Genomic DNA, 25,623 nt, shown 5'->3' on the forward strand with positions numbered 1-25,623 from the left:
GACGAGCCGGGCCCCCGGAGAGTGGTCTCCGGGGGCCCGGCTCGTCGTGCATCGCGGCGGCGCCGCGGGCTGGGCGGCCTCAGGCGGTCGCGACTCCCTTGGGCAGCGCCGCTCCGTCGTCCGGCGCGGCGCCCACCGAGGCCTCCGCCGCCGCTGCCCCGAGGGACTGCTGGCTGACGTTGCGCGCCTCGGCCTTCAGGGCCAGACGGGTGACGGCGGCGTCGAAGCGCTGCAACGACGTCGGCTGGTCGGGCCCGAGCAGGTACTCCTTGAGTTCCTTGCGGTCCTTGGCCAGCGGATCGGCGGCCGGGTCGCGCACCGCGTCCAGCAGCTGGTCCAGCTCGGCCGCCCCGTTTCCGAGGATGACGGCCGCGCGCACCGCGGTGTTCTGCCGCCGGAAGTCCTCGGCCCCCAGCTCCGCGGAGTCCGTGACCGCGTACGGCTTGCCGCTCGCGATGAAGTCGGAGACCACGCTCGAGATGTCGGAGACCATCGCCGCGGAGGCGTTGAAGCAGTCGTACAGCCGCGGTTCCGCGCCCGTGATCACCCGGTGCTCGAAGGACGGGAAGGAACGCCAGTAGGCGTCGTCCCAGTCGGCGCGCAGCCGCGCGGCCTCCTCGTGCTTACGGACGTCGACGATGCCGTCGCGGCTCGTCACGGCCTCGTCGGCCCGCGCGTCGAAGGCGAGCGCGAGACCGTCCAGCCGGGCCTTGAGGCGGGTCAGCTCGGACTTGGCGGCGGCCTGCGCAGCCGGGTCCGCGGTGAACCGCGGGTCGCCGGCGCGCTCGGCGGCGGCCTTCTTGATCAGGGCCGTGATCCTCCGGTGCGCGGTGGCCGCCTTGGCGCTGCGGGTGCCGGTGAAGGGGTGCGGCTTGTACAGGACGCGGACCGGGGGCTCGGCCGCGATCAGCTTCTTCACGATGTTCTCGCCGGCCAGCAGCAGCGAGGTGTTGCCCGGGTTGTCGTCCCAGCCCTCCCAGGTGGGCGCGTACAGCACGGTGGGGACGTCGCCCTCGGGGGCGACCGCCCGGATCGGGGCCAGCTGCGGACGCCCGACCTCGACGATGTCCTCGTCGCGGATGCCGACGTCGGCGATGGCGTAGCGGTCGCGGCCCGCCCGGCCGGCGGTCCACACCTCGTCGTAGACCTTGCTGAACGGGTTGACGCTGGCGGCCTTGTCGCTGTCGCCGTGGCCGATGAAGACGTGCTTCATCGTCGGCACGCGCAGCAGGTGGATGTTCTTGCCGACGTTCGCGCAGTACAACGCGACCCGCACCATGGACAGGTCCATGTTCATCAGGTGCACCCCCCCGGGCACGCAGACGACAGGGACCGACGTGGGCGCCATCTTCTCCAGGATGACGCGCTCACGCAGGATGACCAGGGGCCGGGACTCCATCTGCTCCATGGTCTCCAGCCACATGTTGACCTGGTAGGCGGAGTCGTCGGAGCCGGAGAAGTACAGCACCGTCTCGGGCCGGTACTCGCGCAGCCAGGCGCTGAGCGCGCCCAGGACCTTGTCGGCCTTCGGCGGAAGCCGCCTCGCCCGCAGGTGCGGCACGAGCACGAGGACGTACAGCGCGCCGAGGCCCAGGGTGACGCCGATGCCGGCGAAGCCCGCGCGCTGCGAGCCGGTGACCGCGCCGACGAGCAGGCCCACGACGGCGGCGAGGTCGAGGTGGAGCATCTTCACGGTGGCGTCGGCGAGCAGGAGGCGCGGCGGGGCGTCCGGGATCCGCAGCCGGGAGGCCAGGTCGACGTTCCTGGTGGCGACCGGCATCTGACGGCGCTTGTCGATCAGGGTGACCAGCGCGCTGTGCGGAGCCTGGAGCCCGAAGAACACCGTGAAGCACGCGATCGCCGCGTAGAAGACCGGATCCTCGGAGAGGTCGAGCCTGGCCAGGAGCAGGATCAGCAGCAGCTCACGGACCAGGAAGCGGGTGGCCATGCCGGCCCGCACCTTGACCAGAAGGTCGATGAGGCGACTGCGCTTGCGATGGAGATAGAGGTCCGCCAGGTACGTCACGGCGGCCGCGGCGGCGAAGGCGGGGGCGCTCGGGACGAGCGCGGACGCCATGAGGCCGGGATAGCCCAGCATCATGAGGACCGCCGCGGCCAGCTCGGCCACGCTGCCCACGCGGGCGACGCGAATAGCAGTGGATATCACGGAGAAACCTGCTCTGGGAGGGGGCCGGTCAGAGGTGCAAAAAGTCCGGAAAATCCATTGTGAAGATTTCGGAAGCTTTACGGATACAGGCCTCTGTGAATTCTCCGTAAACAGGGATCCACAGAGGCCTGAAAAATCAATGACTAATAGTGCTCGATTATGCCACGCCGTTCTGTCGGTCGAGCACCTCGGCCAGCGCCTGCTCGAAGTCGGAAGCCTTGCCCGCGGCCGCCGTCGGGTCCTGCTGACGGACGTCCACGACATGTCCGGTGAGCTCGGACAGGAGCACGTCGAGGGAGGTGCGGGCGACCGCTTCGGAGGAGAGCAGGGAACCCGTCGGCTCCTGTCCGAAGGCCTTGGTGCGCATGGGCGTGGCGGTACGCTCCGGGTTCACGCAGTTCACCCGAATGCCGTCACCGGCCCACTCGTCGGACAGCGCCTGGGTGAGGTTCACCATGGCGGCCTTGGTCGAGGAGTAGAGGCTGTACTCGGCCCGCCCGCGGGTGTAGCTGCTGGAGGTGTAGAGCAGCAACTGCCCCTTCGTCTCGGCGAGGTACTTGTAAGCCGAACGGGCGATCTGCACGGGTGCCAGATAGTTGACCTTCAGCGCTTCCTCGATGGTCGCGTTGTCGGTCTCGGCGAGCTTTCCGATGCGCAGCACGCCGGCCGTGTTGACGACGTAGTCGATGCGCCCGGTCTCGCTGTAGGCCTTGGACAGGGCGTCGTCGACCTCCTCCGGGTTCTCCACGTGGGTGCCGGTGGTGGAGCGGCCGAGGGCGTAGACCTTGGCGCCGTACGACTCGGCGAGTTCGGCGATGTCCTTGCCGATGCCGTACGAACCGCCGAAGACGACCAGGGTCTTGCCGGTGAGCAGTTCTCGGTAGACCTCCTCGCCGTTCTGCTCCGGCGTGGCCGAGGAGGCCAGCTGGAAGAGCTTGTCGGCGATGAAGACGTCGACGGGCTGCGTCACTTTCATGTTGTACTCGTCGCCCGCGACGACGTGGATCGGCACGTCCGGCAGGTAGCGCAGCACGACGGTGCAGTCGTCCGTGGCCTGGAAGTTGGGGTCGCCCGCCGCCACCTCGTAGGCCCGGCGGATGGTGGACAGCTTGAACGCCTGCGGGGTCTGTCCGCGACGCAGCCGGGAGCGGTCCGGGATCTCGGTGATGAACTCGCCGTCCTCGCCGTGCGTGCGCGTGACGATGATGGTGTCCGCGGACGGGATGGCGACGTCGACGGCCTGGTAGCGCTCCAGCGCGGTGACGCAGTCGTCGATGACGCGCTGCGAGAGCAGTGGGCGGACGGCGTCGTGGAAGAGGACGTTGACGTCCTCGCCGTCGGCCAGGCCCTCGCCCAGGGCGGCGATGGCGCGCTCGGTGGTCTCGTTGCGCGTGGAACCGCCCTCGAGGATCGCCCGGACCTTCTTGAACCCGGCCTTGGCGACGATCTTCTCGACGTCGGGCACGTAGCCCGGCGCCATCAGCACGATGATCTCGTCGATCGAGTCCGCCTTCTCGAAGGTGGCCAGCGTGTGCTCGATGACTGCCTTGCCGGCGATCTTCAGCAGCTGCTTGGGAATCGACAGACCCACGCGCTGGCCGGTGCCACCGGCCAGGATCACTGCGGTGGTACGGGGCTTGGCTATGTGCTGAGACACAGAGGACCTACCTTGGGGCGACAGGGACGGGAAAATGGTCCCACTTGCGGTTACCTCGATGCAAGGTGAGCGCCGTTCGCTGCAAATGTGCACGCAACCTGGCATTCACCTTCCGTCACTGACGAATGGCGATACGGCGGCGCTCCTTCCCGGGATGCTCCCAGGAAATCCTGTGAGTAACTCCACAACGAGCGGGCATTGCCCTGAGTGACGAGAGCGGCGCGGACGGCAGTGTGACTCTAACGGTTCCCGGCGGGTGTCCGCGCCGCCGTGATCGCGGGCGCCGGCGCGCCCTACCGGCGCGGGCTCGGACCGAGGGACAGCACGGCGGCCCGATCACCCGATCATCCGCACACCCGTGCCCGTGATCCACCGGGCGGGTCCGCGCCCTCCCGGCAGGCGTCTCCACCGCCCTGCCGGAACGCCGGGATCTTCACGTTCCGTGAGGCGGGACCGCACGGGTTCTTCATATGCCGACCGTGCCGTTGCGCAAACACCGGAAATAGAGATCGCCGGGAGAACATTTCTCTGAATTCACCTCCGCGACCGCGCGATTTCGTCCCGCGAGAGCGAGAGCGCAAGCAAGAGCGAGCGCGGGGGCGAAGGCGTGCGCGGGAGAACCATTCGCCGTGTCGGGAACGGTAAGAGAGTCCGCCCAGGGGACGCCGAGAGAAGCCTGGGCCACGGATGAGGCCGGACCGGGCGCCGCGGTGACGGCACACGAAGGCCCCGGAGGCGGGAAACAGCCACCGGGGCCTTCGTGGGTCGGGCTCGAGGTCCTAGAAAGGCTCGAAACCCTCGAACTCCTGGGCCGCCTCGTCGCGTTCGGCCTGCTTGTCGCGGCGGCGCTGGGTCGCGGGACGCGGCTCCTCGAAGCGGTGGTCCTCACCCCGGCGGCCGAGCATCTCGGCGCCGGCCGTCACGGACGGCTCCCAGTCGAAGACGACCGCGTTGTCCTCGGGGCCGATGGCGACGCCGTCGCCGCCGCGGGCGCCCGCCTTCATCAACGCGGCCTCCACACCGAGGCGGTTGAGCCGGTCGGCGAGGTAGCCGACGGCCTCGTCGTTGTTGAAGTCGGTCTGCCGCACCCAGCGTTCGGGCTTCTCGCCCCGGACGCGGAACAGGCCGTCCTCCTCCAGCGAGACGGTGAAGCCGGCGTCGTCCACGGCCTTGGGCCGGATGACGATGCGCGTGGCCTCCTCCTTGGGCTTGGCGGCGCGCGCCGCGCCCACCATCTCGGCGAGGGCGAACGACAGTTCCTTCAGTCCCATGTGGGCGACCGCGGACACCTCGAAGACGCGGTAGCCGCGCGCTTCGAGATCCGGGCGGACCATCTCGGCGAGGTCCTTGCCGTCCGGTACGTCGATCTTGTTCAGCACCACCAGCCGCGGCCGGTTGCCGAGCCCGCCGTACTGCTTGAGCTCCTCCTCGATGATGTCGAGGTCGGAGACCGGGTCGCGCTCGGACTCCAGGGTCGCCGTGTCCAGCACGTGCACGAGGACGCTGCAGCGCTCGACGTGGCGCAGGAACTCGAGGCCGAGCCCCTTGCCCTGGCTGGCGCCCGGGATGAGTCCCGGCACGTCGGCGATGGTGTAGACGGTGGATCCGGCGGTGACCACGCCGAGGTTCGGGACGAGCGTGGTGAACGGGTAGTCGGCGATCTTCGGCTTCGCGGCGGACAGCACGGAGATCAGCGACGACTTGCCGGCGCTCGGGTAGCCGACGAGGGCCACGTCCGCGACCGTCTTCAGCTCCAGGACGATGTCCTGGAGGTCGCCGGGCTCGCCGAGCAGCGCGAAGCCGGGCGCCTTGCGGCGCGCCGAGGCCAGTGCCGCGTTGCCGAGGCCGCCGCGACCGCCCTGGGCGGCGATGTACGAGGTGCCGTGGCCGACCAGGTCGGCCAGCACGTTGCCGGCCTTGTCCTGGATCACCGTGCCGTCCGGGACCGGCAGGATCAGGTCCTGACCGTCCTTGCCGGAGCGGTTGCCGCCCTCGCCGGGCTTGCCGTTGGTGGCGCTGCGGTGGGGCTTGTGGTGGTAGTCGAGGAGCGTGGTGACCGACTGGTCGACGACCAGGATCACATCGCCGCCCCGGCCGCCGTTGCCCCCGTCGGGGCCGCCGAGCGGCTTGAACTTCTCACGGTGGACGGAGGCACAGCCGTGGCCTCCGTTACCCGCGGCGACATGCAGTTCGACGCGGTCCACGAAGGTGGTCATGGTGGGTGCCTCCAGCACTGGCTACAAAACGAATGTACGTATCTGTCTACTGCGTAACACGCGAAAGGCGGACCCGCCTTCCCGCACGGGAAGTGAGGTCCGCCTCGCGAAAGCTTCCGGTCAGGCGACCGGAACGATGTTCACGACCTTGCGGCCACGGTGGGTGCCGAACTGCACCGAACCGGCCTCCAGGGCGAACAGCGTGTCGTCGCCGCCACGGCCGACGCCCGCGCCGGGGTGGAAGTGCGTGCCGCGCTGGCGGACCAGGATCTCACCCGCGTTGACGACCTGACCGCCGAAGCGCTTCACGCCGAGCCGCTGGGCATTGGAGTCGCGACCGTTCCGGGTGGACGATGCGCCCTTCTTGTGTGCCATGTCTCCTCAGTCCCTTACTTCGCAGCCGCGGGGATCTCAGTGACCTTGATCGCCGTGTACTGCTGGCGGTGGCCCTGACGACGGCGGTAGCCGGTCTTGTTCTTGTAGCGAAGGATGTCGATCTTCACACCCTTGTGGTGGTCCACGACCTCGGCCTGGACCTTGATGCCGGCCAGCACCCACGGGTCGCTGGTCACAGCGTCGCCGTCGACAACGAGCAGGGTCGAGAGCTCGACCGTGTCGCCAACCTTGGCAGTGGAAATCTTGTCAACCTCAACGATGTCGCCGACAGCAACCTTGTGCTGGCGACCACCGCTGCGCACGATGGCGTACACGCGGATCTCACTCTCTCGCTCTGGGACGGCATCCCCGCAGTCCAGCCGTCCGGGAACGAACACGGACGGCCTCTCCCGGCCACCTAGGCAACCGGTACCCGGGAGGAAGAGGTTTACGGAGATGTGGCACGTCAACCGACACGCCGAGGGTCAAGGCTACGGGGCGGCCGTTCAGGGGTCAAACCGGGCCGGTCGCCCCTGAACGTCACCTCTGTTCGTCCTCGGCGCTCTGCTCCGCCGGGACACCGAACCCGGACGGGTCGAGCTCGAAGTCGAACGGGGCGGGAATCCGCACGGGCCGCCCGAAGGGAACGGGGGCGTCCAGGTAGGTGATCGCGCCGGAGAGTGCAGTCGGTCACCACGGCTCGAACCCCGCCCCGCCGGGCTGTCGCAGGCCCCGTATGCTCGCCGGATCAAGCCGCACACCGGAAGGCAGCAGAAGTGAACTACAGGGTCCAGCCGAGCGCGCAGGTCGACGAGCGTGCCGAGATCGGCGCCGGCAGCAGTGTCTGGGACCTCGCGCAGATCCGTGAGGGCGCGCGCCTCGGTGAGGGTTGCGTGGTCGGCCGTGGCGCGTACGTCGGCTCGGGTGTGCGGATGGGCGACAACTGCAAGCTGCAGAACTACGCGCTCGTCTACGAGCCCGCGGAGCTCGGCGACGGTGTCTTCATCGGCCCGGCCGTGGTCCTCACCAACGACCACAACCCCCGTTCCGTGGACCCCGACGGCAAGCAGAAGCGCGGCGGCGACTGGGAGGCCGTCGGTGTGAAGATCGCCGACGGCGCGTCGATCGGGGCCCGCGCCGTGTGCGTCGCGCCGATCACCATCGGCCGCTGGGCCATGATCGCCGCCGGCGCGGTCGTCACCAAGGACGTCCCGGACTTCGGCCTGGTCGTCGGCGTTCCCGCACGGCGGATCGGCTGGGTCGGCCGGGCCGGCGTCAAGCTGGTCGAGCGCGCGGGCGAGGCGGACGTCTGGGAGTGCCCGCGGACCGGCGAACTGTACGACGAGAAGGACGGCGTCCTCACCGAGCGCGTCTGAGGCTCCACACGTCCAGAGCCCGAGGGGCGGCCGGTGTGCGACCGGCCGCCCCCTCCTGCTCCCCACGGGGCCTTTCGGACCTCGGGTCAGGCCTCCGCCGCCGCGGCGCGCCCCCGGGACTCCTTGTCCAGGCGGGCGCGCAGCCAGCGCTGGGACGGCTTCTCGACGAACCGGTGGACCAGCCACGCCAGCACGATCAGCGACACCGTGGTGATGGCCAGCGTGGCCCACGCCCCGACGTGCCCGTACAGCGTGCGGATCATCGCCCAGCCCAGCTCCTCGTGGAGCAGGTACAGCGGGTAGACCAGGGCGCCCGCCGTGGACAGCCACTTCCAGCCGATCCGGTCGAGCTTGTGCAGGGCGACCGCGAGAACCAGCAGGTAGAAGACGGTGACCAGGGCGAGGGCGACGTACGGGGAGCGGTCCATGCCCTTGTCGTGGCGCAGATGGTCCGCGTGCTGCACGAGGTCGCTCTGCATCACCAGCCAGCTCGCGCCCAGCAGCCCCCACAGCTTGAGGTCCGGACCGAACCGGTACATCAGGTACATCGCGATGCCGGACACGAACAGCGCGGTGTTGAGCGGCTGCGCGAAGATCCCGAGCAGCGGGAACTTCTCCTCCTGTACCAGGACGCTCGCGAGCAGCCACAGCCAGCAGAAGACCGAGACGCGGACGTAGTCGAGCCCCTTCCAGAGCACGACGAGGAAGATCAGGTAGAAGGTCAGCTCCACCCACAGCGTCCAGTAGGCACCGACGAGGTGCCGGGCCGAGAGCGGCACCTGGAACATCGTGAGGTTGGTGAGGGAGTCGCTGACGCTCGGGGCCTTGCGGGCGCCGTCGGGCAGCGCCCGCCAGACGACGACGGCGACGACGACCGAGAACCAGTACGCGGGGAAGAGCCGCAGGAACCGGGCCTGCACGAACTGGCCGGGAGTGCGGTTCCAGGCGGACAGGCAGATGACGAATCCGCTGATGATGAAGAAAAGCTGCACACCGTAGGAGCCGTACGAGGTGTACGGGAAGATCGACGGGAACAGCGCCTTGGGGTTGACGCCCCAGTTCGCCTTGGTCGCCGCGTCCACGCCGGTGAAGTGGAATATCAGCACCGAGAGCGCGGCTATGACGCGCAGCGCGTCCAGTGCGTAGAGCCGATTGCCCCGGGATTGCCGTGGCGGCACGGTTCCGGGTGCGTCGGGCGCGTCCGGCAGGGCCGAGACCTTGACGTCGGTCTGGGACATTCGTCGTCCTCGCTGTGTGTCCGTACGGAGGGGGGACCGACCGCTCGGAATTCCGCGTCTGCCCCCTTGCGGAGCCCCGCTGCCTCGCCTTCGGCGCGCCCGGCTCCCGCCCGGCGAGCATACGGGAGACACCGTGACCGCACAGGGGCAACCCCGCGCAGACGGCCGCCCGGAGCCGGCGGTCCGGACGGCCCCACGCACGCGTACGGCCCCGGCCGCAGGGACCGGGGCCGTGGCACGACGGCGGGCTGTGTCAGCCTCCGATGACGACCCTGCGGACGCCCTTCCAGGCCTCCGGGTCGGTGGTGCGGCGGCCGTCGACGAGGACCGTGACGTCCGGCAGGTCGGCCGGGGTCAGGCTGCGGTACTCGGCGTGGTCGGCCTGCAGGATCGCCGCGGTGACCTTCTCGCCCGCGTGCGGGGTGAGGCCGTGCGCGGTGAGCTCCTCGCTCGTGTACATCGGGTCCGAGACGAACGGGACCGCGCCGCGCGCCTTGAGGGCCGCGACGGTCGGGAAGACGCCCGAGAAGGCCGTCTCCTTCACGCCGCCGCGGTAGGCGGCGCCCAGCACCAGCACGTTCACGCCGTTCAGGTCACCGTAGGCGGCCGCCAGCAGGTCCACCGCGTAGTCCGGCATCGCGGCGTTCGCCTCACGGGCGGAGCGCACGACGGTGGCGGCCGGGTCGTTCCACAGGTACATCCGCGGGTAGATCGGGATGCAGTGGCCGCCGACCGCGATGCCCGGCTGGTGGATGTGGCTGTAGGGCTGCGAGTTGCAGGCCTCGATGACCTTCTTGACGTCGATGCCGTTGCTGTCGGCGAAGCGCGCGAACTGGTTCGCGAGGCCGATGTTGACGTCCCGGTAGGTCGTCTCGGCGAGCTTGGCCAGCTCGGAGGCCTCGGCGGTGCCCAGGTCCCACACGCCGTTGGGCTGCGGCAGGTCGGTGCGCTCGTCGAAGTCGAGGACCTGCTCGTAGAACTCCACGCCGCGGGCGCCGGACGCCTCGTCGATGCCGCCGACCAGCTTGGGGTAGCGGCGCAGGTCGGCGAAGACCCGGCCGGTCAGGACGCGCTCCGGGGAGAACACCAGGTGGAAGTCCTCGCCCGCGGTGAGGCCCGAGCCCTCCGCCAGCATGGGCGCCCAGCGGGTACGGGTGGTGCCGACCGGGAGGGTCGTCTCGTAGGAGACGAGCGTGCCGGGCTTGAGGCCTTGGGCTATCGCCTTGGTCGCCGCGTCCATCCAGCCGAAGTCCGGGACGCCCTCGGCGTCGACGAACAGCGGCACGACCACGACGACGGCCTCGGACTCGGCCACCGCGGAGGCGGTGTCCGTGGTCGCGCTCAGCAGACCGGCGTCGACCGCCTGCTTCAGCTTGACGTCCAGGTCGTGCTCACCGGGGAACGGCTCGACGCCGGCGTTGACCAGCTCGACGACCTTCTCGTTGACGTCCGCGCCGATGACCCGGTGGCCCTTGGCGGCGAACTGAACCGCCAGCGGGAGCCCGATCTTGCCGAGCGCTACTACACAGATGTTCATGGAGGGTCGCTACTTCCTTCTCAAACGGGACTTCAGTTTCCTGGCAGCGCCCCCCAGCGCCCGCCGGATGACCGTCCTCTTCGGGGGGTGGAGCTGGGCCGTGTCGACGACGACGCGTCCCTTCGGGTTGACGAGCGCCGACGCCCGGTACGGGTCCTTCTCCGGACCCCACAACCGGGCCAGCGGCATGGGCAGCCCCTCGCCGCGCACGGGTATCTCGTAGGTGAACCCTGCCACGTCCAGGTATACCCGCACACCCCGCCCGGCGGTGACGAGGTCCAGCGGGACCCGGACGTGCAGCGCCGTGGCCGCGCCGTCCTCGGTGGGCTCCACCGTGATCTCGCCCGTCGGCGCGGGCAGGGCGTGGTCGGGCTTCAGCCGCCGGGCACCCGCCTTGTCCGCGGACTTCGGCATGGCCCCCTTGACGAGCCGCAGCGCGACGCCGTCGGTGTCGACGTCGCCGACCACCGGCACCCGCACGGACGCCGTGTAGGTGAGCGCCTCGCCCTGCTGCTCCCAGGCGGAGGCCAGCAGCTCGGTGCCCTCGGCGAGCGGGGCCGGCACGGACTCCCCGAGCAGCTCGTACACCCGGTCGGCCAGGCCGATACGCGGGTCGCGGAAGCCGGGGTAGCGGGCGAAGGCGCGGCCGCCCTCGAGGACGAACGGGGTCGCTCCGCGCTTCTTCTCCGACGAGATCGCCTCGGCCAGCTCGTCGATCGCGCCGGCCTGCGCGAGGGCGATCCGCACCCGGCGCTTGACGTCCATCGCGTCGCGGATGCCGTCGGTGAAGTACGTGTCGGCCAGTCGCGCTATGCCCGCGCAGATCTGCCGCCGCAGCTCGCGGTCGAGGGCCGGGAAGTCGTCCTGGACGAGCTTGGCCAGCTCCCAGGTGAAGTGCCGCCGCAGGACCGCGTCACGCTGCGGGCCCGCCTCGATGAGGCCGGCCGTGAAGTCCATGATCTCCGCGGTGGCACGCAGCCGGGCCAGATGGTCGGCACGGTAGGTGATGTTGCTGGCGTCGCCCCGCTTGACCGCGTAGTAGCAGACGTAGTCGGCCACCACCGAGATCTTCGCCGCGCGCACGCACGCCTCGATGGTGAACGGCTGGTCGCTGCCCACCGGCAGGTGCTCGGGGAAGCGCAGCTTGTACTTCTCGACCAGCTCCCGCCGGAACAGCTTGGTGTTGGCGAGGGTGAACGGCAGCGCCGAGTCGTACAGGCTGACGTCCGCGTCGTTCTTCTTGTACAGCGCCTGGTGCACGTAGCGGCCGTTGGTGCCGACCATCTTGCCGACGACGACGTCGGAGCCGTGCTTGTCGCCGTACTTCACCATGCGCTCCAGGGCTTCCTCGCCCAGGTAGTCGTCGGAGCCGATGAAGTACACGTAGCGGCCGGTGGCCACCTCGAGCGCGCGGTTGCTGGGCGCGGCCGGGCCGCCGGAGTTGGGCTGGTGGAGCACCTTCACGGTGTCCGGGTACAGCGCCGCGAACCGGTCCAGTTCGGGGCCGCTGTCGTCGGTGGAGCCGTCGTCGACCGCGACGATCTCGAGCCGTTCGCGGCCTATGCTCTGCCCGAGGAGCGAGTTCAGGCACTCCGTCAGGTAGGGCATGGTGTTGTACACGGCGATGACGACGGTGACGTCGGGAGCCGGAGCCGCCCTCATGATCCCGCCTTCGGGTTTCCGGGGACGAGACGGGTGTACAGCCCGTCGAGGACCTCGGCCTGCGCCTCCCAGGTCCAGGTGTCCAGCAGACCGGGCTTGTCGTAGGCCGCCCGGTACTTCTCGGGGTCGGCCAGCACGGCCTTGATCGCGCGCGCCAGGTCGTCGATGTCCTCGGCCCGGCAGACCTCGCCCTGGCCCGTGGCACGGGTGACCTCGGACATGGTCTTCACGTCGCTCACCACCAGCGGCAGCCGGGCGTGCGAGTACTCGAAGAACTTCGTGATCAGGGCGATCTCGTGGTTCGGCCAGTGGTGGATCGGGATGCAGCCGACGTTCGCCGCGGACAGGAAGCGGACCACCTGCCAGTGCTTGACGTACGGCACCGCGTGCAGCCGGTCGCCGACGCCGAGCTCCCGGGCGCGGGCGAGCAGGCCCTGGATGTAGCCGGCCGCCGGCGCGGGCACGACGAACGCCATGTGCACGCCGTCCAGCTTCGGCAGGGCCTCGACCATGTCGCCGAGGCCGCGCTGCGCGCCGGGCGAGCCGCTGTAGACGACCAGCGGGACGTCCGGTCCGATCCCGCACAGCTCGCGCAGGTCCGGCTCCGGCTCGGTGTCCTCGATCGCCGGGTCACGCTCGACGGGGCGGTCGGGGGCGTTGAGGACGACGGTCGGCTGCTCGTCGAGGCCGTGGCGCTCGCGCAGCAGGTCGGCCAGGCCCTCGGAGACCGTGACCACGGCGTCGGCGAACGGGGCGTACTCGCTCTCGTGCGCGGTGTTGCCGGGGATCCAGTGGGCGTTGTCCTCCCACGGGCGCACGCCCGGCAGGAACTCGTGGGCGTCCCACACCAGCTTGACCGTGCGGCCCTTGGCGCGGGCGCGGACGGCGGCGCGGGCGCCGACGCCCAGCATGCGGAAGTCGTTGGCGTGGATGAGATCGGGCTTGAGGGCGTCGATCTCCGCGCCGTACGTCAACTCGTAGTCCCACAGCACCGGTTCGAGGCGGCGCCAGGCGCGCTTGCCCTTGACGGCCTTCCAGGTCGCGGTGAAGGCGCGGTCGACCGGGCCGTGCAGGCCACGGCCGGCCTTCTGGGCCTGGCTGCTCTGCCGGGCGCGGAACCCGACCCACTTCTGCATGAACTTCGACACCGGTCCGGCCACCGTGAGGCGGGCCTTCTCGGCCTTGCGGAACAACGGGGAGCCGACCGCCTTCGGCGCGACCTTCAGCGCGGCGCGGCGGGTGGCCACGTCCACGCGCCAGGCCTTGATCCACTGACGGCGGTAGGCGGCCATCGGACCCGGCGGGTAGGCGAGCGGACGGCGCAGCGGCGAGCGGTGACGTTCGGCGTGCCGCTTGGCCAGCGGGGTCTTCAGCGGCAGCAGCCGGACCTCGGCGTCGCCGAGCTTCCAGCTGCGGCCGTTGCCGGAGCGGACGAGACCGAGCAGCACCACGTCCCAGCCGGCGGCCGCGGCGGACTCGGCTGCCTTCTGCACCCGCGAGTCGCCGTCGACCTTGTTGTCGACCAGCATGACGACGCGCCCCTTGACGGGGCGGGGTGCGCCGGCACTCTGCGCTTCCATTGACAGCCTCTCTAAACCGGTCACTTGAGAAAATCGCTGAGGACCTGCACGGTCCAGGTCCCGTCGTGGTACATACGGGCGAACGCGGCGGACTCCCGGCCGATCCTGGCCGTGCCCTCGCGGTCGTCGACGAGGGCCTTCACGACCTCGCCGAGGGTGTCGGGGGTGGCGGAGACGATGGGCAGGGCGCCGTCCGTCGCGGCCTTCACACCATCGCTGATGTAGGCGACGACAGGCTTACCGGCAGCCATCGCCTCGACGGCGAACGTGCCATAACTGCCCGTGGTGAACTGGTCGAGCACCAGGTCGCAGCTCTGCACCAGCTCGCGCATCTCGGCCCACGGGATGCCCTCGGCGAGCCTGAACTCGATGAGTCCCTGGTCGTGGAGCTCGGTCATCACGGGGATGATCCGGTCGGTTCCCTTGGTCCACCGCTTCGAGGGGGCGTGCAGCACCAGCGGCCGCTCGCGCTCCATCACCGGGCGGTCCGTGGCCCAGGCGAGGACGTCCACGACCAGCGGCGCCCACTTCGCGGTCGGCAGGTCCTCCAGCAGGTCAGGCGTGGTGACGTACAGCGGCAGACCGGCCTCGGTGGCGATCCGCTTGTTCCGCTCGGCCTTGGCCTGGAGCTTCTTCGCGATGCCCTTGGGGGCGTCGTGGAAGAGCGAGAACGGGTGGCGCGCCATGTGGTTGCCGGGGTGCCGGATCTCGCTGCCGTGGGCGAGGAGCGCCACCTTGATACGGGCCTGCTTCAGCGCGTCGAGGTCACCGGCGATCGAGGAGCCGTTGAGATTGCCGAAGACCGGCATGAACGCGTCGACCAGCAGATGCGTATAACGTCCGACGATCCGTTCCACCTGCTGGAACTGGACGGGCAGCTCACCGAGCGCGGTCGCGTCGACGTAGACGTCGGCCGGGTAGTCGAAGGACTCCGGCTGCTTGTTCATGACGACCTCGACCGACACGTCCGGGTTGACGCGCGTGATCGCCTGGGCGTACGCGGCGCCCTGGCCCGCGTAGTTGGCCGGGCCGAGGCCCAGCCGGACGCGGGTCTCGCCGAGCTTCTTCCAGGTCGGCTGCCCGTCGCCGTCCGTGATCTCCACGGTCCGTACGGCGTCCGGGGTCTCCTGCACCGTCCAGGACAGCTCGGGTCGCGGGCCGGGCGGGGTCTTCTTCGACAGCTCGCGGTACAGCTTCAGCAGCTTGGCGCTCTGCGTCTCCCAGGACAGGTCCGAGCGGACCTCCTCGGTGATCGCCTCGGCGAGCTCGGCGCGGCGCTCCATGGCCCGTGCGGCGGCCGTGGCGAACGTCTTCGGGTCGTCCCAGGTCCACACCTCGCCCAGGCCGCGCTCCTCGACGTACGCCTTGATGACCTTCACGTCGCTGGTGACCAGCGGCAGTCCGGCCTGCAGGTACTCGGAGACCTTCGTCGGCAGCGAGACCTCGCAGTTGGGGACCCGCCGGAAGGGGGTGAGGCCGAGGTCGGCGGAGGAGAGGTAGTCGGCGACCTCGTGCTGCGGCACGTACGGCACCAGGTGCACGCGGTCGCGGACGCCGAGGGCCTCGGCCCGGGCGAACAGCTGCTCGAGCAGGGGCGTCATCCGGCCGTGGACCAGGGCGAGATGGAAGCCCGGAAGGTCCGGCATGCCGTCGATGACCGCGTCCACACCGCGCTCCGGGCCGATCCAGCCGGCATAGACCATCAACGGCGTCTCGGGGCCGAGACCGCAGGCCTTGCGCACCGACGAGGTGGACCGGCCGCCGCCGATCACCTCACGGACCGGCGAGTTGCCCACGACCAGCGGCGACTTCGTCAGCTTGTGGTCGTTCTTCAGCAGTTCCGCCATCTGCGGGGACACGGTGACGACCGCGTCGGCGCGGCCGATGAACTCGGCCTCCACCGCGGGCAGCGCGGATGCCTGGCGGGCGTTGGGCCACTCCACGCCCTTGATGTACTCGTGCGCGTCGTACAGCCAGACGCAGGTCCGGCCGCGGGCGCGCAGCCGGGCCGCGCTGAGCGCCGCCGTGGCGATCATCGTCACGTCGTTGGCGTGGATGACGTCCGGCTCGACCTCTTCGATGACCGGCCCGAAGGCGAGGTCGAGGTCGACCACCTGCGGCCAGTCACGGCGCCAGTCGCCGACCGGCGCCGGGTCCTTGGACTTGCGCCGCTGCTCCCACTTGAACGCCTTGACCCGCAGCCGGTGCACCGACCGGCGGGCCCGCAGCGCGGCCTTGATCGACGCCCGGCGCGGGGTGCCCGCGTACGCGGTCTCGGCGGACTTCTGCCGGACCCACGCCTTGTAGGCCGCGGTGTAGCGGTTCAGGGCCGCCTGGTCCTGCAGGTTGAACTGGGTGGCGGCCGCCCGCAGGGGGCGCGCCTTGCGGGTGTTCACCTCACGCAGGTAGTCCACGCCCACCGGGACGCGGATCACCTCGATCGGACCCATCTTCGACCGCTGGACGCGCTTGTTGTCGCTCCGGCCGATGAGGGTGACGTCCCAGCCGTCCCGGGCCGCGGCGACAGCGGTCTTCTGTACGCGAGAGTCGCCTGTGATGCCGTTGGCGACAATCACGGCAAGGCGCGGCCGGCGGGCAGGGGATTCCATGTGTGAGTTCCTCCGAGTGGAAGACAGAAGTTCGGCGTCCCCGGTTCCACGATCTGGTGGGAACCGGGGACGGGCGTTGTCGGCGACCCGCCATGCGGGTGAGTCAGGCCGCTCCGCTGCGGCTGTCGTCGAACCGCAGGGTCTTGCCTTCGGCCGCCGATTCCAGCACCGCGGCCGCCACCTCGACGGTGCGCATGCCCTGACGCAGGGTGCAGATGTCGGCGGGCTTGCCGAGCACCGCGTCCCGGAAGAGCTCGTGCTCCACCAGGAGCGGCTCACGCTTCGCGATCGCGTACCGGATCATGTCGCCCTCGGAGACACCGCGGAAGGCCCGCAGGGCCTCCCACTCGGTGGTCACCGCGGCGTTGGAGTGGAACGTCAGATCGGCGGTGAGGGTGTCGGCTATGAAACAGCCCCGCTCACCGGTGACCGAGGTGAACCGCTCCTTGAGCGGGCTCAGCCAGTTCACCAGGTGGTTGACCATGGTGCCGTCGTCGAGACGACCGACCGCGGAGACCATGTCCTCGTGCTCACGACCGCTCTTGGACACGGTGTGCGCGGCGATGGACACGTACTGCCGCCCCGTCACCCAGCCGGTGAGGTCGATGTCGTGGGTGGCGAGGTCCTTGACGACGCCGACGTCCGCGATGCGGTGCGGGAAGGGGCCCTGACGGCGGGTGACGACCTGGTAGACGTCGCCCAGCTCGCCGGCCTCCAGCCGCGTCCGCAGCGACATCAGCGCCGGGTTGCACCGCTCGATGTGACCGACGCCCGCCACCAGACCGCGCGACTCGAACGCGTCGACGAGACGACGGGCGCCCTCGACGGTGTCGGCGACCGGCTTCTCGACCAGCGCGCAGACCCCGGCCTCGGCGAGCGCCAGACCGACCGGCTCGTGCAGGGCGGTGGGGCAGGCCACGACGGCGTAGTCCACACCGAGTGCGATGAGCTCCTCGACGGTGTTCAGGATCGGCGCCCCCTGGGCGGCGCCGAACTTGTCACCCATCGGGTCGACGACGCCGACGAGTTCGACGCCGTCCAGACCGGACAGGACGCGGGCGTGGTGACGCCCCATGGAACCGAGGCCGACGAGTCCTGCTCGCAGCGACTTCCCGGTACTCACAGTTGCTCCCCCAGAGCATTGACAGCGGTGACGATGCGCTCAAGGTCCTGCGTGGACAGGGCCGGGTGCACGGGCAGCGACACGACCTCGGCGGCCGCACGGTCCGTCTCGGGCAGGTCCCAGACACGACCCGCCTTCTGGTCCGGCTCCCAGTACGGCTTCAGCCGGTGGATGGGCGTCGGGTAGTACACGGCGTTGCCGATGCCGGCCTCGGTCAGCTTGGCCATGGCGGCGTCGCGGTCACCCTGGATGCGCACCGTGTACTGGTGGTAGATGTGCCGCGCGCCCTCGGCGACCTTCGGCGTGAGCACGTTGGGCGCGGTGATGTGCTCGGTGAGGAACGCGGCGTTGGCGATGCGCTGCTCGGTCCAGCCGTCCAGCTTGCGCCGCTGGACACGGCCGATGGCCGCGGACACGTCCGTCATACGCACGTTGGCACCGACGATCTCGTTGGCGTAGCGCTGCTCCATGCCCTGGTTGCGCAGCAGGCGCAGGGTCCGCGCGGTCTCCGCGTCCCCGGTGGAGATCATGCCGCCCTCGAGGCTGTGCATGTTCTTCGTCGGGTAGAAGCTGAACGTGCCCGCGGCGCCGAACGCGCCGACCGGGGTGCCGTTCAGCGCGGCCGCGTGCGCCTGGCAGGCGTCCTCGACCACGGCGAGCCCGTGCTGCTCCGCGATCGCCATGATCTGGTCCATGGCGGCCGGGTGGCCGTACAGGTGCACCGGCATGATCGCGGCGGTACGCGGCGACAGGGCAGCCTCGACCGCGGCCGGGGACAGACAGAACGTCTCCGGGTCGATGTCGGCGAACACCACGTCGGCGCCGACCAGCCGGACCGCGTTGGCGGAGGCGGCGAACGAGAACGACGGCACGATGACCTCGTCGCCCGGGCCGAGGCCGAGGGCGAGGAGCGACAGGTGAAGCGCCGAGGTGCCGGAGTTGACCGCGACACAGTGGCGCCCGTCGACCAGCTCCGAGAACTCCTCCTCGAAGGCGGCGACCTCGGGTCCTTGGACGACCATGCCGCTGCGCAGTACGCGTACCGCGGCGTCGATCTCCTCCTCGCCGATCACAGGCTTGGCGGCCGGTATGAACACATGGGCGTCGGTCATCGACATCCCCTCCTCTACGGCGACCTCGAAGGCGCACCACGTCTTGCCTGGTCGGGAAGGAGCCGTGTCGATGCTCAGCACGGCCGCATCCCTGGTTGTCCGCCGATGCCTGTGGGCGGGCGAACGGCTTGTACACAGGACCCGCCTCATAGGGTTCCTGGCGGGAAGTCAGCCGTGTCCGGCTGGAAGACCGGATGTGCTCCATCGGCTGTGGTCACGGTGTGCATGTCATCGGCCACCGGGACCACAGTGCACGTTACCAGCCCGCGGACGGCGATTTTCTCCAGGGTTATCGCAGTGAAACCCAGTGCGTGGGTGCGCTCTGTCACAAGCAGAACACAGAGTAACCCGCGGGTGAACGGACGGCGACGCGGACACCCGGGGTGCCGGGCGGCCGCGTCGCCGCGCGTTCACGAAGACTGCCTCACGGGACGTCAGTCCTCCGTCGGGGCCGTGACCGACGGCGCGCTCTGCTGCGCCGCCACCGTCTTCTTGGACACCGTCTTCGCCGCCTTCTTGGCCGTCGTCTTCTTGGCGACGGTCTTCTTCGCGGCCGTCTTCTTGGCCACCGCCGTCTTCGTGGCGGCCTTCTTCGCCGTGGCCTTCTTCGCCGTCTTGCGGGCGGCCGTCTTCTTCGCCGGAACGGCCTCCGCCTCCTCGGCGGCGGGCGCCCCGGCCTCGGCGACGGCCGGCTCCTCGGCGGTGACCTGCGCGACAGCGGCCTCCGGCGCGGCCGACGGGACGACCACCACGGCCGTCTCCTCGGACGCGGTCGGCGCGGTGGCCTTGCGCACGGCGCGGCGGCGCGGGCGGGCCGGAGCCGCGCTCTCGACGACGGGCTCGTCGCCCGGGGCGGCCTCCGGCTGCGCGGCCTCGGCCTGCGTCGCGGCGGTCTCGGCGACCGGGGCCGGCGCGACCGCCGGCTCGGTGACCGTGACCACGGCGGCCTCGGCGCCCGCCGGCGAACCGGCCGGCGCGGACACCTTGCGGGTGGCGCGACGACGCGTACGGCCCTTGGGCGCGGCCTCGTCGACGGCCGGCGTGTCGGCCGGCGTCTCCGCGGCCTCGACCACCGGGTCCTCGACGGCGACCGGCTCGGCGTGCGCCACGGCCGCCTCGGCGGGCCGCACCGGACGCTCGGCCTCCGCCTCGGCGGTGACCTCCTGTGCGGTGGGCGCGTCGACGAGCGCCTCGGGGGCCGCGGGCGACGCGGGAGCCGCCTCGACGGTCTCCGCCGCGTCGAACGCCTCGGAGCCGCCCGTCCTGCGCGACGCGCCGCCTCGCGGCGTGCCCGCCGGGGCGGACGCCCTGCGGCTCGCCCGGCGTCGGCCACGGCCCCGGGTTGCGGAGGCCTCCGCCTCGGCGATGCTGCTGTACAGCTCCTCGTCCGGCGCGAACTCCGGAGCGGCGAGCGCGACCGGCTCGGCCACCTCCGCGGCGACCTCGGCCTCGCTCTCCGCCTCCTGCTCGGCGCCCAGCGGCTCGACGACGTCGACCGCCGCCTCGTGCTCGTGGGCGTGTCCGTCACCGCCACGGCCGCGCTTCTTGCGCTTCCCGCCGCCGCCGACCGCGGTCGGCTGCTCCATGTGGACGATGACACCGCGCCCGTTGCAGTGCACACAGGTCTCGGAGAAGGACTCCAGCAGACCCTGGCCCACCCGCTTGCGGGTCATCTGGACCAGACCCAGCGAGGTGACCTCCGCCACCTGGTGCTTGGTGCGGTCGCGGCCCAGGCACTCCAGCAGCCGGCGCAGCACCAGGTCCCGGTTGGACTCCAGCACCATGTCGATGAAGTCGATGACGATGATGCCGCCGAGGTCGCGCAGCCGCAGCTGGCGCACGATCTCCTCGGCCGCCTCCAGGTTGTTCCTGGTAACCGTCTCCTCGAGGTTGCCGCCCTGCCCGGTGAACTTGCCGGTGTTGACGTCGACCACGACCATCGCCTCGGTCCGGTCGATCACCAGCGAGCCGCCGCTGGGCAGCCAGACCTTGCGGTCCAGCGCCTTGGCGAGCTGCTCGTCGATCCGGTAGGTGGCGAAGACGTCGACCTCGGAGGTCCACTTCGACAGCCGCTCGGCGAGGTCGGGGGCGACGTGCGAGACGTACCCGTGGATCGTCGACCAGGCCTCGTCACCGCTGACGATGACCTTGGTGAAGTCCTCGTTGAAGATGTCGCGCACGACCCGGACGGTCATGTCCGGCTCGCCGTACAGCAGCGTCGGGGCGTTGCCGCCGTTCTTCGCCTTCTTCTGGATGTCCTCCCACTGGCCCTGCAGCCGCTCGACGTCACGGCGCAGCTCGTCCTCGCTCGCGCCCTCGGCGGCGGTGCGCACGATGACGCCCGCGTCCTCGGGGACGATCTTCTTGAGGATCGTCTTCAGCCGGGCCCGCTCGGTGTCGGGCAGCTTGCGGCTGATGCCGGTCATCGAGCCCTCGGGCACGTACACGAGGTAACGGCCCGGCAGGGAGACCTGGCTGGTCAGACGGGCGCCCTTGTGGCCGATCGGGTCCTTGGTGACCTGCACGAGGACCGACTGGCCCGACTTCAGGGCGGCCTCGATGCGGCGCGGCCCGTTGGCCATGCCGAGCGCCTCGAAGTTCACCTCGCCGGCGTACAGGACGGCGTTGCGCCCCTTGCCGATGTCGATGAAGGCGGCCTCCATCGACGGGAGCACGTTCTGGACCTTGCCCAGGTACACGTTGCCGACGTACGAGGTGGCCTGCTCCTTGTTGACGTAGTGCTCGACGAGCACGTTGTCCTCGAGGACGCCGATCTGGGTGCGCTCGCCGCTCTGGCGGACGACCATCACCCGCTCGACGGCCTCGCGGCGGGCCAGGAACTCGGCCTCGGTGATGATCGGCACCCGGCGGCGGCCCTGCTCGCGGCCTTCCCGGCGGCGCTGCTTCTTGGCCTCCAGGCGGGTCGAGCCCTTGATGGACTGCACCTCGTCGGACGGCTCGGAGGGCTTGCGCGGCTCGCGGACCTTGACGACGGTGCGCTCCGGGTCCCCGTCGCCGGGCTCGGCCTCGGTGGACGAGTCGCCGGCGCGACGACGACGGCGGCGGCGACGGCGGCTTCCGGCGGTGGAACCGCCCGCCTCGTCGTCCTCCGTGTCCTCGTCCTCCTGCTCGGCGGTGTCCTCGGCGTCCTGCGCGGACTGCTCGGCGGCGAACTCGTCTGCGTCGGCGTCCCCGGAGTCTCCCTCGCCGTCGGCGGCGTCGCCACGGCGACGGCGACGGCCGCCCCGGCGGCGACGGCGTCGCGAACCGGTCTCCTCGGTCTCGTCGTCGCCGTCGGCGACGTCCTCGGCGGCCTCGTCGGCGTCCTCCGGCTCGGTCTCCGGCTCGTCCTCGACGACGGGGGCGGCGGCGGCCCGGGCGGCGGGCGCGGCGGGGCGGTCGGTCTCGGTCTCGTCGCCTGCTCCTGCGGCCCGGCGACGACGGCGGCGGCGCGAACCGGTCGGCTCCTCCACCGGCTCCTGGACCTCTTCGTGCTCCTCGGCCTCCGCCTCGCCGGCGTCGGCCTCCGCGGCGGCAGCCTCGGCGGCGGCTCGCTGCGGGGTCTGGAACTGCGGCTCGGCGAACACGGGCGCCTGGAACACGGCGACCGCGGGCCGCGCGGGACGGCTCGGCGCGTCGGACTCGGCGCGCTCCTGGGCGGGCGCGGTGAAGCCGCCTGCGGCGCGACGGACCACACGCCGGCGCCCACGCCGGGAACCGGCGTCCTCGTCGGCGGCGGCGGCCTCGTCGGCGGCCTCGGGCGCCGTCGCCTTCTTCTCGGCGGCGGGGGCCTGGGCGGGCTCGGAGACCGGTTCGGAGACCTTCACGGCCTCGGAGACCTTCACGGCCTCGGGGGTCTTCACGTCCTCGGGCGCCTCGGGGGCCTCCGCGCCTGCGGGCGTGGCGGCGCGGCGGGTCGCACGGCGGCGCGTGCGGGGCGCGGGCTCGGCGGGCGCCTCGTCGGCGACGGCGGGCGTCTCGGCCTCGGCGACGACGGCGGCGGGCGTCTCGGCTTCCGGGGCTCCGGCGGGGGCGGTCGCCCGGCGGGTGGCCCGACGGCGGCTACGCGGGGCCTCGACGGGCGCCTCGGGCTCCGGCTCGGGCTCGGGCTGTGCGAGGGCCGTCCCGGAGGCGGGCTCGACGGCCTCGGCCGCGGCCTCCTCGGCCGGCGCGGACACACGGCGCGTGGCCCGGCGGCGGGCACGGCGAGGAGCGGCGTCCTCGGCAGGGGTCTCTTCGGCCTCGGCCGCGGCCTGCTCGGCGGGGGCTTCCTCCGCCGCGGCCACGGGCACCACGGTCTCGGCGGCCTCAACGGCGGCCGGCGCACCGGCGGGCGCGGAGGCACGGCGGGTGGCCCGGCGGCGCGTACGGGGCGCGGCCTCGGGCTCCTGCGCCTCGGCGTCCCCGGAGACCTTCTCCTGTGGGACGGTCACGTCCTGGAGGTCCTCCTCCGCCAGCTGCTCGGCGGACTCCACCGCCGGTATGGCCGGCGTGGTGATCTCGGCCGAGGCGTCGGCGGCGGCGACCGGCGGACCCGCCGGCCGGGAAGCGGCACGGCGCCGACGACGCGGCGGCAGGGTGTCGCTGGGGGTGTTCGCGTCGGGGTCCGGAACGGACTCTGTGGATTCGGTTGGCTCGAGCATGCGGGCGTTTCTCCCGTCAGGCTCCCGGGCGCCGCGCCTGGTCCGGCGGCGATCACGAAGGATCGACCGTCGTTGACGTCCGCGGCTCGCGCGATGCGCGGTGCCGCCGTCCGGGGCGCGGGCGCCGCACGGGAGCTCTCTGTGTCCTGTCTCGCCGGTTCCGTACGCCGAATGCGCACGGCCTGGCGAAAGTCTTCTGGTCGGTTCGCCGCCCGACCCAGGTGGCTCCCGAGTACGAGGGCGGCGCTACGGCGTACGTTCCTTCGCGGAACCTTCCCTACGCGGGCGCCTTCGCGGCGGCAGCGGGTTCGGCCGTTGTCAGGGCCTGAACTGCCTCGCGGTCGGGCGCGAGCGGGTCGGTCACCGTGCCGGTCTCTGCATCGAACAGCCCCTGCGCCAGCCTGGTCACCGCAGCGGGGACCGGCGGCGCCAGGTCGGCCACGGCGCGGAGACCGGACAGGACGTCGTCGGGTCGTACGGCAGGCGTCACGTGCCGAACAACCAGCCGCAGTATCGCACAGGGCTGGTCGGTCGGCCTATCAGCGGGTTCACTGTGCGTCTCCAGCCGGGCGACCGCGGCACGGGCGTCGAAGGTCCGGACGCCGTTCTTGGTCATGCGCTGGACCTCGACGGCGTCGGCCTCGTTGAAGGCGTCCACCGCGCGATCGGCGTCAGCCGGGTCCACGCCGTCCAGCCGCAGCTCCCACACGGAGGCCGTCAGCCGGTCGGCGAGTCCCGAGGTCCGGGCCTCGACCGCGTCGACGACGTCGAGCCCGGTGGGCAGCGACTCGTCGAGGAGGACTCTCAGTTTCTCCGGGTCACGCGCCGCGGTGAGCGCGATCTCCAGGTACTCGGCCTCACTGCCCGTGCCGGTGGGTGCGGCATTGGCGTACGACACCTTCGGGTGCGGTGTGAACCCCGCCGAGTACGCCATCGGCACCTCGGCACGGCGCAACGCACGCTCGAAGGCGCGCTGGAAGTCACGGTGGCTGGTGAACCGGAGGCGGCCGCGCTTGGTGTAGCGCAGTCGGATGCGCTGCACCGCGGGTGCGGGCGGCGGGCCTTCGGGCTGTCGCTTGCCCAGTGTCGTTCAGTCCTTCGTGAGAGCGGTCGTACTGCTACCAAGAGTACGTGCCTCGCCCGTCGATGGTTCCCGCCGGCCGACCGCCGCCGGCTGCGGCGGCTTCCCGAAGAGCAGCTGCCGCACGTCGGCGCGAGCCTGCCGGGCCGTCTCCCGGGCGGCGGCCAGCGCCTGCCGGGTGGTGCGGCCCACGCTGCGCGCGGCGCGGGCGGCGGGCCGCAGCACCACGTCGCGGACGACGTGGCCGACCGGGGTGAGGACGGTCCGGTACACCCAGCGCACCGGCTCGACGAAGATCCACCGCAGGAGGGTCCCGAGGAACCGTCCGACCGTCAGCGAGAGGCGTCCGGCGATCCGCCAGGCATGCCCGAGCGCGTCCCCCACCTCCCGGGCGACGACCGCGAGGACGCGGCCGACGGGGGCGAGCACCCAGCGCCACAGGGCGACCGCGGGCAGCACGACCAGGATCCTGGCGGTCCAGTACAGGGCCCCGACCCCGCTGACCAGCAGCGCGAGGAAGCGACCCACCCCGAGCGCGCACCAGGCGACGGCCCGGCCGACGGGCGCGAGGATCCACGTCTGGAGCCATCGGGCGGGGACGACGACGAGGTACCGCAGCAGCCAGGTGACGGCCGTGTACGAGCCGGTCCCGACGGCGGCGAGGACGGCCCCGATCCCCCTCGCGAGCCACGCGAGCGCGTGCCCCACGGGCGTCAGCACGCGCGCGTACACCCACCCGAGCCCGGCCCCGGCCGTCCGTGCCAACCAGGCGACGCCCTGCCCCAGCGGCGTCAGGACGTACCGGTACAGCCAGAGCGCCGGCACGACCAGCAGCACGTGTCCGAGCCAGGCGAGCGCCTTGCCCGCGGGCGTCAGGACGTACCGCCACAGCCCGATCAGCGGCAGGACGAACAGCACCTTCCCCAGCCGGAGCAGGGCCCGCCCGAACGGCCGCAGCACGGTGTCCCGGAGGAACCGCGCCGCGACGACGAGCAGGTCCCACGCCATCCGCACGGGCACGACCAGCACGAGCACGACGATCCGCACGGGCAGCCGGATCGCGACGACCAGACACCCCTCGGGAGCCCGGCCGCCTGACGCGGACGGCTGCACGGACGGTTCGGCGGTCGGTTCGGCGGTCGGTTTCTGCAGGTCCATGTGGACGTAGACGCCACAACAGGCTCGCCGGATGCACGAGGCGGGTGCGCCGACCCGAACGGCCCTACGCGGACGGGCGCGGGCGGGTG

Annotated in this window: 16 protein-coding genes; 1 reads left to right on the forward strand and 15 read right to left on the reverse strand. The window is 71.4% G+C overall.

The annotated features are described in order from the left end of the window. Positions 1 to 79 precede the first annotated feature (79 nt). The 5 genes from QF032_RS13970 to rplU form a co-directional block, all read right to left on the reverse strand. On the reverse strand, positions 80 to 2,167 hold the full coding sequence (locus QF032_RS13970) for a hypothetical protein (protein ID WP_307042890.1): 2,088 nt from the start codon (positions 2,165 to 2,167) through the stop codon (positions 80 to 82). Between the two features lie 157 nt (positions 2,168 to 2,324). Continuing rightward, positions 2,325 to 3,824 carry a bifunctional cytidylyltransferase/SDR family oxidoreductase gene (locus tag QF032_RS13975; protein WP_307042892.1) on the reverse strand — a complete coding sequence of 500 codons (1,500 nt, stop codon included), beginning with the start codon at positions 3,822 to 3,824 and terminating at the stop codon, positions 2,325 to 2,327. Positions 3,825 to 4,603: 779 nt separating this feature from the next. Next, positions 4,604 to 6,040, reverse strand: coding sequence for a GTPase ObgE (obgE, locus tag QF032_RS13980; RefSeq protein ID WP_307042894.1), 1,437 nt, complete (start codon positions 6,038 to 6,040; stop codon positions 4,604 to 4,606). 120 nt (positions 6,041 to 6,160) lie between these two features. Further along, the gene (gene rpmA / locus QF032_RS13985; RefSeq protein ID WP_003990207.1) at positions 6,161 to 6,415 is read right to left on the reverse strand and encodes a 50S ribosomal protein L27; all 255 of its coding nucleotides are present in this window, start codon (positions 6,413 to 6,415) and stop codon (positions 6,161 to 6,163) included. Positions 6,416 to 6,429: 14 nt separating this feature from the next. Beyond that, positions 6,430 to 6,750 carry a 50S ribosomal protein L21 gene (rplU, locus tag QF032_RS13990; RefSeq protein ID WP_007381993.1) on the reverse strand — a complete coding sequence of 107 codons (321 nt, stop codon included), beginning with the start codon at positions 6,748 to 6,750 and terminating at the stop codon, positions 6,430 to 6,432. Between the two features lie 441 nt (positions 6,751 to 7,191). On the opposite strand from rplU, the gene QF032_RS13995 reads away from it, so the two are divergent. Next, the gene (locus QF032_RS13995; protein WP_306952315.1) at positions 7,192 to 7,791 is read left to right on the forward strand and encodes an acyltransferase; all 600 of its coding nucleotides are present in this window, start codon (positions 7,192 to 7,194) and stop codon (positions 7,789 to 7,791) included. 86 nt (positions 7,792 to 7,877) lie between these two features. Here QF032_RS13995 and QF032_RS14000 read toward each other — a convergent pair whose 3' ends face one another. The 10 genes from QF032_RS14000 to QF032_RS14045 all read right to left on the reverse strand — a co-directional run bounded on the left by QF032_RS14000 (position 7,878) and on the right by QF032_RS14045 (position 25,534). Then, entirely contained in the window at positions 7,878 to 9,029 is a 1,152-nt protein-coding gene (locus tag QF032_RS14000) for an acyltransferase family protein (RefSeq protein WP_307042898.1), read from the reverse strand. Positions 9,030 to 9,282: 253 nt separating this feature from the next. Continuing rightward, complete coding sequence (locus QF032_RS14005) at positions 9,283 to 10,566, reverse strand: nucleotide sugar dehydrogenase (RefSeq protein ID WP_307042901.1); 1,284 nt, start codon at positions 10,564 to 10,566, stop codon at positions 9,283 to 9,285. A gap of 9 nt (positions 10,567 to 10,575) precedes the next feature. After that, positions 10,576 to 12,228, reverse strand: a complete 1,653-nt coding sequence (locus QF032_RS14010) for a glycosyltransferase family 2 protein (protein ID WP_307042903.1) — start codon at positions 12,226 to 12,228, stop codon at positions 10,576 to 10,578. Next, positions 12,225 to 13,808 carry a glycosyltransferase family 4 protein gene (locus QF032_RS14015; RefSeq protein WP_307042905.1) on the reverse strand — a complete coding sequence of 528 codons (1,584 nt, stop codon included), beginning with the start codon at positions 13,806 to 13,808 and terminating at the stop codon, positions 12,225 to 12,227. Before QF032_RS14015 ends, QF032_RS14010 begins: the two co-directional genes overlap by 4 nt. 20 nt (positions 13,809 to 13,828) lie before the next feature. Next, complete coding sequence (locus QF032_RS14020; RefSeq protein WP_307042907.1) at positions 13,829 to 16,417, reverse strand: glycosyltransferase family 4 protein; 2,589 nt, start codon at positions 16,415 to 16,417, stop codon at positions 13,829 to 13,831. Positions 16,418 to 16,520: 103 nt separating this feature from the next. Next, entirely contained in the window at positions 16,521 to 17,540 is a 1,020-nt protein-coding gene (locus QF032_RS14025; RefSeq protein WP_079040904.1) for a Gfo/Idh/MocA family protein, read from the reverse strand. Continuing rightward, complete coding sequence (locus QF032_RS14030; RefSeq protein ID WP_306956099.1) at positions 17,537 to 18,652, reverse strand: DegT/DnrJ/EryC1/StrS family aminotransferase; 1,116 nt, start codon at positions 18,650 to 18,652, stop codon at positions 17,537 to 17,539. Before QF032_RS14030 ends, QF032_RS14025 begins: the two co-directional genes overlap by 4 nt. 434 nt (positions 18,653 to 19,086) lie before the next feature. Further along, positions 19,087 to 23,295, reverse strand: coding sequence for an Rne/Rng family ribonuclease (locus QF032_RS14035; RefSeq protein WP_307056125.1), 4,209 nt, complete (start codon positions 23,293 to 23,295; stop codon positions 19,087 to 19,089). Positions 23,296 to 23,572: 277 nt separating this feature from the next. Beyond that, positions 23,573 to 24,337: a TIGR03936 family radical SAM-associated protein gene (locus QF032_RS14040; RefSeq protein WP_307042911.1), complete on the reverse strand. Its 765-nt coding sequence runs from the start codon at positions 24,335 to 24,337 to the stop codon at positions 23,573 to 23,575. 48 nt (positions 24,338 to 24,385) lie between these two features. Further along, positions 24,386 to 25,534 carry a hypothetical protein gene (locus QF032_RS14045; RefSeq protein WP_307056126.1) on the reverse strand — a complete coding sequence of 383 codons (1,149 nt, stop codon included), beginning with the start codon at positions 25,532 to 25,534 and terminating at the stop codon, positions 24,386 to 24,388. Positions 25,535 to 25,623 lie beyond the last annotated feature (89 nt).

Source organism: Streptomyces achromogenes, from assembly GCF_030816715.1.
GTDB lineage: Bacteria > Actinomycetota > Actinomycetes > Streptomycetales > Streptomycetaceae > Streptomyces > Streptomyces achromogenes_A.

Bases quoted from the DNA above. Each gene is read 5' to 3' on its own strand.
- QF032_RS14035 (WP_307056125.1), bottom strand. From the start codon at position 23,295: ATGCTCGAGCCAACCGAATCCACAGAGTCCGTTCCGGACCCCGACGCG.
- obgE (WP_307042894.1), bottom strand. From the start codon at position 6,040: ATGACCACCTTCGTGGACCGCGTCGAACTGCATGTCGCCGCGGGTAAC.
- rpmA (WP_003990207.1), bottom strand. From the start codon at position 6,415: ATGGCACACAAGAAGGGCGCATCGTCCACCCGGAACGGTCGCGACTCC.
- QF032_RS14015 (WP_307042905.1), bottom strand. From the start codon at position 13,808: ATGGAAGCGCAGAGTGCCGGCGCACCCCGCCCCGTCAAGGGGCGCGTC.
- QF032_RS14045 (WP_307056126.1), bottom strand. From the start codon at position 25,534: ATGGACCTGCAGAAACCGACCGCCGAACCGACCGCCGAACCGTCCGTG.
- QF032_RS14000 (WP_307042898.1), bottom strand. From the start codon at position 9,029: ATGTCCCAGACCGACGTCAAGGTCTCGGCCCTGCCGGACGCGCCCGAC.
- QF032_RS14010 (WP_307042903.1), bottom strand. From the start codon at position 12,228: ATGAGGGCGGCTCCGGCTCCCGACGTCACCGTCGTCATCGCCGTGTAC.
- QF032_RS14005 (WP_307042901.1), bottom strand. From the start codon at position 10,566: ATGAACATCTGTGTAGTAGCGCTCGGCAAGATCGGGCTCCCGCTGGCG.
- QF032_RS14020 (WP_307042907.1), bottom strand. From the start codon at position 16,417: ATGGAATCCCCTGCCCGCCGGCCGCGCCTTGCCGTGATTGTCGCCAAC.
- QF032_RS14030 (WP_306956099.1), bottom strand. From the start codon at position 18,652: ATGACCGACGCCCATGTGTTCATACCGGCCGCCAAGCCTGTGATCGGC.